This window comes from Dyella sp. AD56, assembly GCF_002878475.1.
In the GTDB taxonomy this organism is placed as follows: domain Bacteria; phylum Pseudomonadota; class Gammaproteobacteria; order Xanthomonadales; family Rhodanobacteraceae; genus Dyella.
Genome location: NZ_NRDP01000015.1, coordinates 191840 through 205734 on the forward strand (window position 1 = coordinate 191840; position 13895 = coordinate 205734).

11 protein-coding genes and 1 riboswitch are annotated in these 13895 nt (G+C 63.2%); of the genes, 1 reads left to right on the forward strand and 10 read right to left on the reverse strand.

What is annotated here, in order from left to right; all coding sequences use genetic code 11:
* Positions 1–38: 38 nt before the first annotated feature.
* On the reverse strand, positions 39–2744 hold the full coding sequence (ppc, locus tag DyAD56_RS11835) for a phosphoenolpyruvate carboxylase (protein ID WP_102302964.1): 2706 nt from the start codon (positions 2742–2744) through the stop codon (positions 39–41).
* Positions 2745–2885: 141 nt separating this feature from the next.
* Complete coding sequence (locus DyAD56_RS11840; protein WP_102302965.1) at positions 2886–5381, reverse strand: prolyl oligopeptidase family serine peptidase; 2496 nt, start codon at positions 5379–5381, stop codon at positions 2886–2888.
* 145 nt (positions 5382–5526) lie between these two features.
* Positions 5527–5615: riboswitch (S-adenosyl-L-homocysteine riboswitch) on the forward strand.
* A 41-nt stretch (positions 5616–5656) separates the two neighbouring features.
* On the opposite strand from DyAD56_RS11840, the gene ahcY reads away from it, so the two are divergent.
* Entirely contained in the window at positions 5657–7090 is a 1434-nt protein-coding gene (ahcY, locus tag DyAD56_RS11845; protein ID WP_102302966.1) for an adenosylhomocysteinase, read from the forward strand.
* A 69-nt stretch (positions 7091–7159) separates the two neighbouring features.
* On the opposite strand, the gene DyAD56_RS11850 is transcribed toward ahcY, so the two are convergent.
* From DyAD56_RS11850 to DyAD56_RS11885, 8 genes are read right to left on the reverse strand one after another with little or no spacing between them, the layout of a single operon-like run.
* Positions 7160–7885 carry a sulfite exporter TauE/SafE family protein gene (locus tag DyAD56_RS11850; protein ID WP_102302967.1) on the reverse strand — a complete coding sequence of 242 codons (726 nt, stop codon included), beginning with the start codon at positions 7883–7885 and terminating at the stop codon, positions 7160–7162.
* Positions 7875–8081, reverse strand: coding sequence for a cbb3-type cytochrome oxidase assembly protein CcoS (gene ccoS, locus DyAD56_RS11855; RefSeq protein ID WP_102302968.1), 207 nt, complete (start codon positions 8079–8081; stop codon positions 7875–7877). The genes DyAD56_RS11850 and ccoS overlap by 11 nt, the downstream gene beginning before the upstream one ends.
* Positions 8078–10483 carry a heavy metal translocating P-type ATPase gene (locus DyAD56_RS11860; protein ID WP_255409214.1) on the reverse strand — a complete coding sequence of 802 codons (2406 nt, stop codon included), beginning with the start codon at positions 10481–10483 and terminating at the stop codon, positions 8078–8080. The genes ccoS and DyAD56_RS11860 overlap by 4 nt, the downstream gene beginning before the upstream one ends.
* Positions 10484–10485: 2 nt before the next feature.
* A complete protein-coding gene (locus DyAD56_RS11865; protein ID WP_146010490.1) occupies positions 10486–10971 on the reverse strand; it encodes a hypothetical protein in 486 nt (161 codons plus the stop codon).
* Positions 10968–12521, reverse strand: coding sequence for a 4Fe-4S dicluster domain-containing protein (locus DyAD56_RS11870; protein ID WP_102302970.1), 1554 nt, complete (start codon positions 12519–12521; stop codon positions 10968–10970). The genes DyAD56_RS11865 and DyAD56_RS11870 overlap by 4 nt, the downstream gene beginning before the upstream one ends.
* Positions 12518–12784: a hypothetical protein gene (locus DyAD56_RS11875; protein ID WP_102302997.1), complete on the reverse strand. Its 267-nt coding sequence runs from the start codon at positions 12782–12784 to the stop codon at positions 12518–12520. The genes DyAD56_RS11870 and DyAD56_RS11875 overlap by 4 nt, the downstream gene beginning before the upstream one ends.
* Before the next feature lie 38 nt (positions 12785–12822).
* Positions 12823–13758: a cytochrome-c oxidase, cbb3-type subunit III gene (ccoP, locus tag DyAD56_RS11880; protein WP_102302971.1), complete on the reverse strand. Its 936-nt coding sequence runs from the start codon at positions 13756–13758 to the stop codon at positions 12823–12825.
* Positions 13755–13895 carry a cbb3-type cytochrome c oxidase subunit 3 gene (locus DyAD56_RS11885; RefSeq protein ID WP_102302972.1) on the reverse strand — a complete coding sequence of 47 codons (141 nt, stop codon included), beginning with the start codon at positions 13893–13895 and terminating at the stop codon, positions 13755–13757. The genes ccoP and DyAD56_RS11885 overlap by 4 nt, the downstream gene beginning before the upstream one ends.

A 13895-nucleotide genomic window follows, 5' to 3' on the forward strand; every position in this document is an offset into this window, starting at 1 on the left:
GAGCGGTTGCGTGCTCTTCACAAGGGGCTTGGCCACTATCAACCCGTATTCTGCAGCCCCTGCGACACGCCATTGACGCACGCGACCAAGGCCGTAAGCAGCGCGTCATCGCTCTCGCCACCCGCACGCCAGCGCTTGAGCAGATCCACCTGTAGCAGGCTCATGGGATCGACGTACGGATTGCGCAGGTCGATCGATGTAGACAGTCGCGGTGCGCTCTGCAGCAGAGTGTCGTTGTGCTTGAGCCGCATCAGCCAGTAACGAGTGCGTTCGAACTCCTCGCGGATGAGTGCGAAGAACGGTTCGTGCAGCGGGCCCGCAAGTGTCGAAAATGCCTCGGCAATACCAAGATCGCACTTGGCCAGCACCATCGATACGTCGTCGAGCATGTTGGCGAAGAATGGCCAGTCATGCGCCATTTCCGACATCGCGGCCTCGCCGTACTCGCTCGCGCCGACATCCAGCGCCGTGCCAAGACCGTACCAACCGGGCAGGATGGAGCGGCACTGCGTCCACGCAAACACCCACGGGATGGCGCGCAAGTCCTGCACGCCGCGCATACTACGTCGACGTGCGGGGCGCGAGCCGAGCGTCATGCGCTCGATTACGTCGATGGGTGTCGCGGAACGGAAGTAGTCGACGAAGCCCTCGCGATCGACGAACGCGCGGTAATGCTCGCGGCTGCGCGCCGCTAGGCGGCTCATGCGCTCGCGCCATGTATCTTCGCGAGGTTCATCCGTGCGTGGCCGCAAGGACGCACGCAGCACCGCGCCCACCGTTTGCTCGAGGTTGCGCAAGGCCAGCGCACGAATGCCGTACTTGCGATGGATCACCTCGCCCTGCTCGGTGACGCGCAACACACCGGCGACGGAGCCACGTGGCGAAGACATCAGCGCCGGCGTAATGCGTGAACCACCGCGACTGGCGGACCCGCCACGCCCATGGAAGAACGACAGCCGGATACCGGCTTGCGCAGCCACGTCCAACAACTCCACCTGCGCACGCTGCAATCCCCAGCGCGACGCGAGCGTGCCGCCATCCTTGCCGCTGTCGGAGTAACCGAGCATCACCCACTGTCGGTTACCACGCGAGGCGAGATGATCGCGGTAGACAGGATCGTCCAGTAACGCCCGCAACGTCGCGGGTGCGTTGGTCAGGTCGTCCACGGTTTCGAACAGCGGTGCCACGTCGAGCGGAACGCGACCCTCTTGGGTGAGGCCACCATGGCGTGCGAGCGCCAGTACCGCAAGCACGTCCGCAGCAGAGCGCGCCATGCTGATGATGTACAAGCCCAACGATTCCGCGCCATAGCGCCCGCGTGCCTCGCGCAGTGTGGCGAACACATCGTGCAGCGCAACGGCAGTGGGGTCATCACTATTTAGCAGTCTCTCCTCACCGCTGGCATAAGCTCGCAGACGCTCCGCGCGATCCGATGGGTTGCGCGTTGACCAGTCGACATCCCGCAGCAGTTGCGACAGCGCATCGTCATGCACGCGCGAATCCTGTCGTACGTCGAGGCGCGCAAGGTGAAAACCGAACGTACGCACGCGCCAGATCAATCGGCGAACCGCATAAGCGCCCGCATGCAGGCCACGATGGTCAAGCAGACTGACCGCGATCAGATGCAGGTCATCCAACAATTCGTCGACCGAGGTATAGCCTTCGGGATGACCATCGTCATGCGTCGCGCCCAGGCGTGCACCGATAATGGTGAGCAGGCTGCGGTAAGGCATGTCGGCATGGCGCGGGCGTACCTTGGCGGCGGCTTCGGGAAAGCGGACTCGATAGTCAAACAAGCGGTTGGCCAGGTCGCTACCAACGTGGACGCGATCTTCCGTCTGGCTAAGCAAGCGTGAGAGGCCCGCGATGTCCTCAATGTAATGCTCCAGCACATGGGCGCGCTGCGTGGACAAACTGCTGGCGATAGTGGCGGCGCCCACATTGGGGTTGCCATCCATGTCGCCACCCACCCATGTAGCGAAGCTCAACAAGCGGGGGATAGGTACGGCCACGCCGTATACCACCTGCAACGCATCGGCCAGCGACTCGTACAGCGCGGGTACGATGCGATAGATGGGATTGGCCAGATAGAAGCCGACGTGGTGATGCTCATCCTGCACGGTGGGACTAACGGCAGATGCTTCGGCCGTCTGCCAACCCGCGCTAAGCGCCATGAAGATGCGGTCGTCGTCTTCTTTGCGTTCCTGCGGCGTACGCGTGGGGTCGAAGTTGTCGACCAGTGCCCGCACGATGGCCTGTTCTTTTTCCAGCAGCGAGCGGCGCACCGCTTCGGTCGGGTGAGCCGTGAAAACTGGTTCCACCTGTAACCGTTCCAGCCATTCGATCAGCTCGCCTGCCTCCACACCCTGCTCCTTCAGGCGCGTGAGCACGTCGAGCAGCGATTCGGGCTGCGGCGCCCCACCCTCGCGCTGGTAGTCGCGACGACGACGGATGCGGTGGATGCGTTCGGCGATGTTCACCGCCTGGAAATACGTGGCGAAAGCCCGCGCCAGCGACTCGGCCTTATCCGTGTCCAGGCCGGTGAGCAGGCCACCGAGCACGTCCAACGGCGCATCTTCTACACGTCGCTCGATGGCAGCGGTGCGGATGCGCTCGACTTCGTCGAGGAAGGCCGGGGAAATCTGTTCGGCAAGCATATGGCCGACCAGGGTGCCGAGGCGGCGGACGTCTTCGCGCAGGGGCGCGTCGTGCGGGGCGAACTCAGGACTGCGGTGCTGATTCATCAATGCCACGTTGCAGATGTCTGGACGTCCAAGACTACCCCAAGCCACACGGATTTGTGCACCGCCACAAAAACAATCGGCACTTCAAAAAGAAAACGGGGCGCCAAGGCGCCCCGTTTTCCTGGCAACCATCACGATTGCTCAATGCGAGGCAGTCGCCTTTTCAGCTGGCTTCGCCTGCTTCACATACGTCTCCAGCCAGTTGTTCATTTCCGCCAACATCTGCATGATCGACTCGCGCGCGCGATAGGCGTGCGCTTCGTTCGGCAACAACACCAGCCGCGCCGTGCCGCCCAGGCCCTTGACGGCCGCGTACATGCGCTCGCTCTGGATCGGGAAGGTGCCGGAGTTGTTGTCCTGCTCGCCGTGGATCATCAGCAAGGCGTCCTTGATGTGATCCGCGTAGTTGAACGGCGCCATGGCGTTGTAGACGTCGGGGGCCTGCCAGTAGTTACGCTCTTCCGCCTGAAAGCCGAATGGCGTCAGCGTGCGGTTGTAAGCGCCGCTGCGTGCGATGCCCGCCTTGAACAAGCGCGTGTGAGCGAGCAGGTTGGCGGTCATGAACGCCCCGTAGGAGTGGCCACCGACGGCGATGCGGTTGCGATCAGCGACGCCGCGCCGAACCACCTCATCCACGGCTGCTTCGGCACTGGCCACGAGCTGCGGGATATAGGTGTCGTTGGGTTCCTTGTCGCCCTCGCCCACGATCGGCACGGAGAAGTTGTCCAGCACCGTATAGCCCATGGTGAGGAAGGCCTGCGGCCCCCAGTAGCTGATGCGGTTGAACTTGTACGGCGAATCTTTGACCTGGCCCGCTGCATCCGCCGATTTGAACTCGGCCGGATAAGCCCACATCAACATCGGGCGCGGACCATCCTTCTTTGGGTCGTAGTTGGGCGGCAGGTACAACGTCGCGGTGAGTTCCACGCCATCCTTTCGCTTGTAACGAATTTGCTCCTTCTTCACACCCTTCAGTTGCGGTAGCGGGTTCGGGAAGTGGGTGAGCTCGCGCAGCTTGCCGTTGGAAGCCAGCTCGCGCACGTAGAAGTTGGTCGGCTCGGTGGGCGACTCGCGCGAGATCAGTGCGCGCGTGCCTTCCGCGTCCAACAGCACCTGGGGATCTTCGTAATACGGCGCCTGCGACTGGAACAGTCGCGTGCTCTGGCCGGACTGCAGGCTCACGCGGTCGATGAAGGGCCGGTCACCTTGCGGGGAGGCGCCTTCGCCGAGGCGATAGATGCTCTGGCCATCCGTCGTAACGATGAGCCGCTGCTCGCCGTGCTCGTCAAGCATGGTCGCGGGCGTACCGGGATCACGGTAGCGATCTTCCGACGAACCTTCGCGCACCAGTACCGGCGCCTGCGACGGCTGATCCGGCGATACACGCCACTCCTTCACCTGGCGCGTTTTCCACCAGAACTCCTCCACCAACGCGAGGCCACCGTTGGCCCAATAAACCCCACCGTAGCGGCTGCCCAGCTTGGCCAGCGTCACCGGCGACTGATCGAACGGTGCCGCCTGCATTTGCACGATGTCGCGGATGTCCACCTTGCGCGCGGGATCACCGCCGTCCTGCGCTTCCGCCCAAACCAGCGTAGCGGGCGCATCGGCGCGCCAGCTTATGTCGCGTACACCCGTGGCCACGGCGTCGTTGCCCGTGGGCAGGCCTTCCAGCAAGGGCAGATGGGCGATCTCCTTCACCAGCTTGCCGTCACGGTCGAGCACTTCGATGCGGCGCGGAAAGCTATCCACCGGTACGAGATACGAGAACGGGCGCTCCACGCGCTGACGCAGCAGATAGCGCCCGTCGGGCGACGGTGCGATGGCGATCGTCAGCGACGGTTCGCCCAGCGGGGTGACCTTGCCGTCCAGGTCCACCAGCGCGGACTGCGAGCGCAGGTAATACTCGAACAGCTTGGCATCATCTTCATTGCGCAGCATGTCCTGATAGGTGCGGATGGCCTTTACGCCGCCACCCGCTTGCGTCTGCTGCGTATCCGGACCGGTCGGGATGATGCTGGCGACAGGCGCACTGCCCTGCCCTTGCGGTTGCAACTGGAGGAGCAGTTGCTTGCCGTCAGGCATCCAGCGATAGCCACGGCCCGCGACGGTATTCAAAGGCAACGCGATCAGGCGGCGCGCGGACCGAGCGGCCACATCCACGACCCACAATTCATTGGTGCCCTCACGCGCGTTCACCTGGTTGAAGGCGAGATAGCGCTGGTCCGGCGACCACGACGAGGTCGCGATGGACAAGGGTTGCGGCAGACCCTGCAGGCGGATCTCCTTGCCGGAAGCCACATCCATCAGCCACAGATCCGTACTGAACACGAAGCGACTCTGCGCATAGGTGCGGGGATTGATGCGCAGGCCAGCGAGCTTGAGCTCGGGCTGCGCAACGACGTCGATACCCGGCAAGGGCGGCGTCTGGGTCAGCGCCAGCAGGTCACGGTGCGGGCTGATCGACAGCTGCGGCGGGCGCGGGGCATCCACCAACGCCTGTAGCGGCGCAGGCGGCGTGAGATAGCCGGAGGTCGCGGCGGCCATCGGCGTCTTGGGCGCCTGGTCCGCCAGGACGTGCGGAGAAACGGCCAGCAGCAAGCCAACCAGCGCGAAGCGTCGGAGCGACATATCCATCGGAGGGAACCCCTTGAGTCGTAATACTTTGCGACATTAACGCTTCCGCGCCCGGCCCAACCCCGCCATCAGTCATGGGTCGGACTGAACCGAACAGGCTCTTATGGCCACGAAACCATCATTCGGGGAAGCTATACTCCAATGTCCCGTCGAGGGGCGCTGCGACCGTGGCTTCGTGAACTTGCGAAACCGGCCAGGCTCGATGGATTTTTCCTGTAACGGCGCCCGGTTAACGATGCGACCCCTGGGTCGCACAACATCCGGAGCTAAGCCAAATGAACGCAGTTATTAAGGATTCCGCCCAGCAGGATTTCAAGGTCCGTGACCTCTCCCAGGCCGACCTCGGCCGCCGCCGCATCCGCATGGCGGAAGAGGAAATGCCGGGCCTGATGCAGATCCGCGCCCGCTACGCCAAGGAAAAGCCGCTGAAGGGCGTGCGCCTTTCCGGCTCCCTGCACTGCACGAAGGAAACCGCCGTACTGGCCGAGACCCTGCGCGAGCTGGGTGCTTCCGTGCGCTGGGCCTCGTGCAACATCTTCTCCACCCAGGACGACGTGGCCGCTGCACTGGCTGTCGGCGGCCTGCCGGTGTTCGCCTGGAAGGGCGAGACGCTGGAGGAGTACTGGGAATGCACGCTCGACATGCTGACCCATCCGGGTGAGCTTGGCCCGCAGCTGATCGTTGACGACGGCGGCGATGCCACCCTGTTCATCCACAAGGGTGTGGAACTCGAAGACGGTAGCGACTGGGTCAACACCCCGAGCAGCAACCACGAAGAGCAGGTCATCAAGGATCTGGTCAAGCGCACCGCTGCAGCGCGTCCGGGCTGGTTCAAGAAGATCGCCGCTGAATGGAAGGGCGTTTCCGAAGAAACCACCACTGGCGTGCACCGCCTCTATCAGCTCGCCGAAGCCGGCAAGCTGCTGGTGCCGGCCATCAACGTCAACGACTCGGTCACCAAGTCGAAGTTCGACAACCTGTATGGCTGCCGCGAGTCGCTGGCCGACGGCATCAAGCGCGCGACCGACCTGATGGTTGCCGGCAAGGTGGCCGTGGTGTGCGGCTACGGTGACGTGGGCAAGGGTTGCGCCCACTCGCTGAAGGGCTTCGGTGCCCGCGTGATCGTCACTGAGATCGACCCGATCAACGCGCTGCAGGCGGCGATGGAAGGCTTCCAGGTCACCACCATCGAAGACACGCTGGGCATCGGCGACATCTACGTCACCACCACCGGCAACAAGGACATCATCACGCTGGAACACATGGCGGCGATGAAGAACAACGCGCTGGTGTGCAACATCGGCCACTTCGACAACGAGATCCAGATGGATCGCCTGAACACCGCCAAGGGTGTGTCGCGCGAAACCATCAAGCCGCAGGTGGATCGCTACACGTTTGAGAAGACCAACCACAGCATCTACATGCTGGCCGAAGGCCGCCTGGTGAACCTGGGCTGCGCCCATGGCCACCCGAGCTTCGTGATGTCCAACAGCTTCTCCAACCAGACGCTGGCTCAGCTCGACCTGTGGGCAAACAAGGACACCTACGAGAACACGGTGTACCGCCTGCCGAAGAAGCTGGACGAAGAAGTGGCCCGCCTGCATCTGGAGCAGATCGGCGTGAAGCTGACCAAGCTCACGCAGGACCAGGCTGACTACATCGGCGTGCCGGTGGAAGGTCCGTACAAGCCGGATCATTACCGCTACTGATCACACCTTCGGGTGAATCGAAAAGGCCGCCGAAAGGCGGCCTTTTTTTGTGCTGCACACAAGCGCGCCTCAACGCACCTCCGGCCCGCAGCCCAGCCACCCCATCACGCCATGCAACGACGGCACCTGCATCAACCACGGTCCAGCCATCGTCATCACGCCGGCCAGCAACACGAACACTGCTGCGCCACGTCGTGCGCCCGGTCGCTGCAACCAACGCCCGACGCGCGCGCCTGACCAGGTCAGCGGCACCATCACCAACCAGGTGCCCACGCCAAAGGCGGCCATGGTGACCGCCCCTTTTATCGCACTCGCTTGCAACCAGGCCGCCGCCAGCATGGTGGCGCTCAGCCCGCAGGGCATCCAGCCCCAGAGCATGCCGGCGAGAAGACGACGCCATACTGTATTCGCCGGTAGCAACCGCCGTTGCAGCGGCTGCAACCAACGCCACAGGTGAACGCCAGGACGACCCAGAAAACGCAACCGCCCCAGCTGGTCCAGCAGGCGTAGCGCCACAACCATCAGCACCAGCCCCATCGCCACGCGCGCTGCCACGATGAATGCATGCCATTCGAACAAGCGCAGCAAACCGTCACCCAGACCACCCACCAGCGCGCCCGCCAGCACGTATCCGAACACGCGACCCACGTTCAGTTGCAGCGAGGCCACCAGGCCGTGCCTGGGCGACCACATCGAGAAACCGGTGGCGATGCCACCGCACATCGCGGCGCAATGCACACCGCCCAGCAACCCGCTCAGCAGCGCTGCGGACAAGGCGAGCAGGTCAATCGCCATGGTCGCCGATATCGTTGATGGCACCCCTGGTCTGCGCGGCGATGGGAGCGGTGCCGCGCTCGTCGTCGGTCAGAATATCCAGTGCCGGCGTATCCATATCGTCGAACTGCCCCTTGCGGACCGCCCATACGAAGGCGCCGATCGCAAGCGCGAGCAACATCAGGCTTAACGGGATAAGCATGAGCAGGATGATCAAGGCGCCTTCTCCTCACCCTGCTGTCGCATCAGCCGCAAGGCATTGGCCGTTACCGTCAACGACGACAACGCCATGCCGAGCGCGGCGAGTGCCGGCGTGACGTGGCCAGTCATCGCCAACGGAAGCGCCAGCAGGTTGTAGCCCACTGCCCAGGCGAAGTTCTGCCGGATGATGCGCTTTGTCCTGCGGGCAAGGCGGATGGCCGATGGAACGCGCAGCAGCGAAGGCGCGGTAAGCACCATGTCCGCCGCACGCTGTGCCAGTGAAGCACCCTCGCCCATCGCTATGGATACATCGGCACCGGCCAGTACGGGAGCATCGTTGAGGCCGTCGCCGATCATCGCCACAACACGCCGCTCCGCCTGCAGTGCGCGCACGAGAGCCAACTTTTCTTCGGATGACTGCCGCGAATGAGCGTCGTCCAGCGGTAGTTTCCGCATCAGCTTTCCCACTGCGCTTGCCGAGTCGCCACTGGCAAGATGGAGCCGCAAGCCGAGGGCGCGCAGTGCAACGATGGCTTCCAGCGCATGCGGGCGCAGCGCTTCCTGCAGAGAGAACCGTGCGACGACACTTTGCCCATCGCCCAGCCAGAGCTGGCCATCGTCTTCACCATGCCCTGCGAACGAAGCCCGGCCCAATCGCCAGACCCGATCATCGATACACCCGGTGACACCATACCCGGTGATCTCACGCATATCGTACGCGGACAGCGGAGACGGCACGCCAGCGAATGCCTCGGCCACCGGATGGCGGCTGTCTCGCTCCAGCGCCGCGGCGATCTGCAAAGCCAGTGCAGGATTGAATCCGTCAAATGTATGCACATCGCCAACCGCCAGTTGCACGCGGGTCAAGGTGCCGGTCTTGTCGAAGACCACGTCAGTGATACGCGCGAGATTCTCCAAACTGCCCGAACGAACCGACAGCACACCCATCCGCGCCAGCGCACCATGGCACGCCGCCAGCGCCGCCGGTACGGCGAGCGACAAGGCACAGGGACAGCTCACCACGAGCAGGGACAGGGTGACCTCGAAAGCACGGGCAGGATCGTGCAGGCGCCACCACACGTAGACGGCCACCGCCAGCACAAGAAGAATGGATACGAACACTTGGCCAATACGGTCCGCCACCCGTGCCAGCGCTGGCCGCTCCGATTGCGCCTGATCGACCAATCTAGCCAGTTGCGACAATCGCGTAGCGCTGCCTACCTGCGTGGCCGCAATGCGCGCGGGCGTTTCGCGGCAGGTCGTGCCTGCGTAGATCGTCGCGCCACGCGAACGGTTCACCGGCCGCGACTCGCCCGTCAGCAGTGCCTCTTCGAAAGAGGCCTGCGTATCGAGCAGACAACCATCGACCGGCACCACTTCGCCCACGGCCACGCAGGCGATATCGCCTACTGAGAGGGACGCCACCGGCACGGTGGCACGTGTCCCATCGGCAAGCTCCTTCACCGCCAGCATAGGGCGTGCACGCGCCAGCGCGTCCACCTGTGCACTGGCGATGCGACGGGCGCGTTGTTCCAGCAAGCGCGCAGCAAGCAACAGGAACACGAACATAGTCGCAGCGTCATACCAGACCTGCGCCCCGCCACGCATCGTTTCCACCACGCTCGCCAGATAGGCAAGCAACGTTGAGCTTGCTATCAATGTATCCATGCCTGGGTGGCGCTGCCGTAACTCGCGCCAGCAGCCCTGTAGGAATGGCCAACCTGCATAGAACACCACAGGCGTGGCGACCAACAGCGCCACCCAGCGGAAGAAGTCGCGTGTCGGCCCGGCCATGTGATGACCAAAGTCCAGGTACAGAGCTTCGGAAAACATCATCGTCTGCATGGCGCCAAGGCCCGCCACGCCCAGACGTATCAGCCATCGGCGCTGCTCAGCCACACGTTCGCGCTCACGCGCGGCCCCCGTGGCTAGATAGGGCCGGTAACCAAGCATCGCTAGCCGGGCGAGTAGTGACGACAATCGTGTGCGCGTCGGATCCCAGCCGATCCGGATACGTCCCGTCACCGCATTCGCGCCCGCGTCAAACACTCCAGGCTCGCTTTGCAGTGCACGGTCGATCAGCCAAGCGCACGCTGCACAGCGCATGCCGTCAGTCAGCAAAGTGATCTCCAGACCACCGGCGATGGGCGTCGCGTGCTCGCTGAGCAGATCGTCACGATCCCAACTTGAAAAGTCGGGCATATCCTCCACGCGGGTGCCGGCCATGCTGCGCAGCCGATAGTAGTCATCGAGTGCCGATTGCCTGATCCATTCTGCTGCGGCAGCACAGCCATGGCAGCAGAAAGCTTGTGGCTTGCCGTTAACATCAAAGCGAACCGGCGACGGCGGTAGCATCTCGCCGCAGTGGTAACACGCCGTGGTGCGACCTGCTATGCCGATGTCAGCCGCCGCATCCACGATCAGGGCGTCAGGCGAAGCGACCGCGCCTGTGCCGTCCAGCGCCCATGCAACGACCAGGACGCGTTGTCGGGCTGAAGCTCGACAACCCAGTCATGCCCGCCGTCCATCGAACCCACGCCGCGCCAACCCAATTCGCTGGGCGAGAGATGGAAAACACGCGTCTGGATGGCCGGGTCGTTGGAGGAAAGTGTCAAACGCAGCTTGCCGCCTCGGGGGAAATCACCGTCCATCGGCACAGCCTCGACCATGTCGCCCTTGAGTCGAAGCAACAATCCCATCGTATCGACCTGCGTGGCGGGCTCGCGATCCTGCGCAGACACGAGCAGCTTGCCCACCTGGGTGACGCGACCCACGGTCTCCATGTCCTCCGGGCCGGGCCGTACGGCGGCGAACAGAAGCGCGAAACCGATCACCACCGATGCGAGCGGCAGACCGATCAGCATCCACACCATGGGTTCGCGCCAGGTACTGCGTGTCTGAGTCATGGAAGAGGCCCGAAGAAACTGCTGTTGATGGTGACGGATGCATCGCCATCGAGGTCGCGCACGTGGAATGCCACCTCGTGACGTCCGCTCACATCCGATGTGCTTACGACGGTGACCGGTACTGACAGCACCTCGCCGCTCTCGGCGCTTACGCTTTTCGGACCGCCGTTGAGGCTGATGCCAGAGACATCTTTCGACGTGACATCAATCACGAACCGATGGGGCTGCTGTGCTTTATTCACCAGCTTGAGCGTGTAGGCATTCTGGATGTTGCCGTCCGGCGTTTCGCTGTACATGACGTTGCGGTCGCGCAGTACCTCCGCCATCAGCGGACTGCGATGGGTGACGCCGTACAGCCAGCCCCCCATGAGCGCGAGCAGTAGCGCGCCATAGACGAATACCCGCGGACGCAGCACTTTGCCCGGCTTGCCGTCGATCTGGTTTTGGGTGGAATAATGGATCAGTCCCTTGGGATAGCCCACCTTGCCCATGACCTCGTCGCAGGCGTCGATGCATGCGCCGCAGGCGATGCATTCGTATTGCAAGCCGTTGCGGATATCGATGCCCGTGGGACACACTTGCACGCAGATGGTGCAATCAACGCAGTCGCCCAACTGTTCCAGCGTGAACGTCGGCAGCGGCTCGGCAGCATCTCCGATACCCGCTAACGCGATGGTGCCGCCGGCCTGCGCGCGATGATCGGCCGCTGATGGATGTTGGCTGGCACGAAAGACATAGTCGTAGGCGGTGACCTTGTCGAGCAAGCCGCGTGCCCGTTCCAGCACGCTCTGCAGGCCACGCTTGCGCGGGCCGCGGGGTTCGCCACGCATCGGATCATAGGCAATGATCAGCGTATTGCGATCGAACATGGCGCTCTGGAAGCGCGCATACGGGCACATGTACTTGCACACCTGCTGGCGCAGGAAACCGGCATTGCCCCACGTGGCGAACGCATAGAACAGTATCCAGAACGTTTCCCAGCTACCCCAACCGAAAGGCATGCGGCGCGCGAGATCGCCGATGGGGCTGAAGTAGCCGACGAAGGTAAAGCCGGTCCACAACGAGAACAACGCCCAAGCGGCGTGACGCGAACTCTTGCGCAGAATTTTTTCGCGCGTCCACGGACCCGCATCGAGTTTGATGCGCTTGTTGCGATCGCCTTCGAACCAGCGTTCGATCCACAGCGACACTTCCGTCCATACCGTCTGCGGGCAGGCATAACCGCAGAAGAGCCGTCCTGCCAGGGCCGTGAAGAAGAACAGCGCCAACGCCGCGATGATCAGCAGCACTGACAGGAACAGGAAGTCCTGCGGCAGGAACAGCCAGCCGAACACGTAAAACTTGCGCGCTGGAAGATCCAGCAGCACGGCTTGGCGACCCTGCCACGACAGCCAGGGGAACAGATAGAACATACCCAGCAGCCAGATGACGGCCGCCACACGAAGTCGATTGAAGCGGCCCGACACGTCGCGCGGATAGACCTTGCGCTCACTGACGTAGTACGAGTCGCTTTCGTCTTGGATGACCTGAAGTGGGATACGGCGACTCATGATGCTTTACCGGAACACGCGGTTGATTTCACTTCGCGGCTGGGGCGCAGGAGTATCCACGTGAACAGGCTCGACGACGCCGTCGCCAACCAGATCAGAAAGAAACCAAGCGTGTAACCCAGCTCCCGCCCCATCTTCAGCGATGGAAAAGTGATGTCCCGCAACGCGATGGGATCGATGAAGGAGAAGAACACCACCGTCACCACGCCAGCCACGAAGAAGCTCGGCCAAAGGAGCGCACCCAAGCGTTGAGACATCGGCATGGACGGGCCGCGTGGGGCAACGGAGGTGTTCTTGTGGATCATTCGGCTACCACGGCGCCAGCAGGTGGCGGATCCCTGTGCGGCGACAGGGTCCATACGTAAGCACCGACCAGCCGCGTGCGCGTATCGCCGAGCACGGGCTTCCATGCTGGCATAACGCCCTGGCGCCCTTCGTTCAGCGTCTTATGCAGCGATGCCTTGCTGCTGCCGTACAGCCAATAGCTGTCGGTGAGATCTGGTGCGCCGACGACCTGATTGCCCTTGCCTTGTGGCCCATGGCAGGCCACGCAAATGGTCGCGAATAGCTTCTCGCCGCGATCGGTGGCTTCGTCCTTCGGTTGTGCTGGCTTGGACAACGACAAGACGTACGCGATGGTGTCGTCGACCGCCGTGGGGCCGCCCTGCGCAGTGAGCACCGTTGCCCATGCGGGCATGACGGCCTGCCGTCCCTCCTGGATGGTTTCCAGGATGCGGTGCGGCGTACCACCCCAATGCCAGATGTCGTCCGTGAGATCGGGGAAGCCCGTTGCGCCGTGACCAGTAGAACCGTGACAGGCCGCGCACCGGTTCAGAAAGATGGTGCGACCGATGGCGACGGCCTGGGGATTCTTGGCCAGCTCGTCGATGGGCTTTCCTGCATAGAGTTTGAGCGTGTCGTCGAGACGCGCGTCCTCCGCCGCTTCGTCCAGAGCCCACTCTTTCTGTGAGCTCCAGTGCCCGTAGCCACGGAACGTTCCCACGCCGAACCACAAGAGGTAGCCGACGGCGAACACGATGGTGATGTAGAACAGGTTGATCCACCAACGTGGCAGCGGCTTGTTGTACTCCGTGATGTCGCCGTCCCACACATGCCCGGTTTCGTCCGGCTTGGGATCGGACGGACTGCGGCGGGTGTTACCGCGCAACAGCCATACGCAACCAATCAGGTTGATCACAACGATGGCGATGACGTACCACGTCCAACCGGAAGTCATGCGATCTCCTCCTTGTCATCGTCCAGCGGTATCTGCGCCGCGGCGTCCATTTCCGGTTTCACGCTGGGCCTCCAGAGATAGACGGTGGCGCCGACGAACAGCACCAGCAGCACGGCCGTAATCAGTCCTGGCACCAT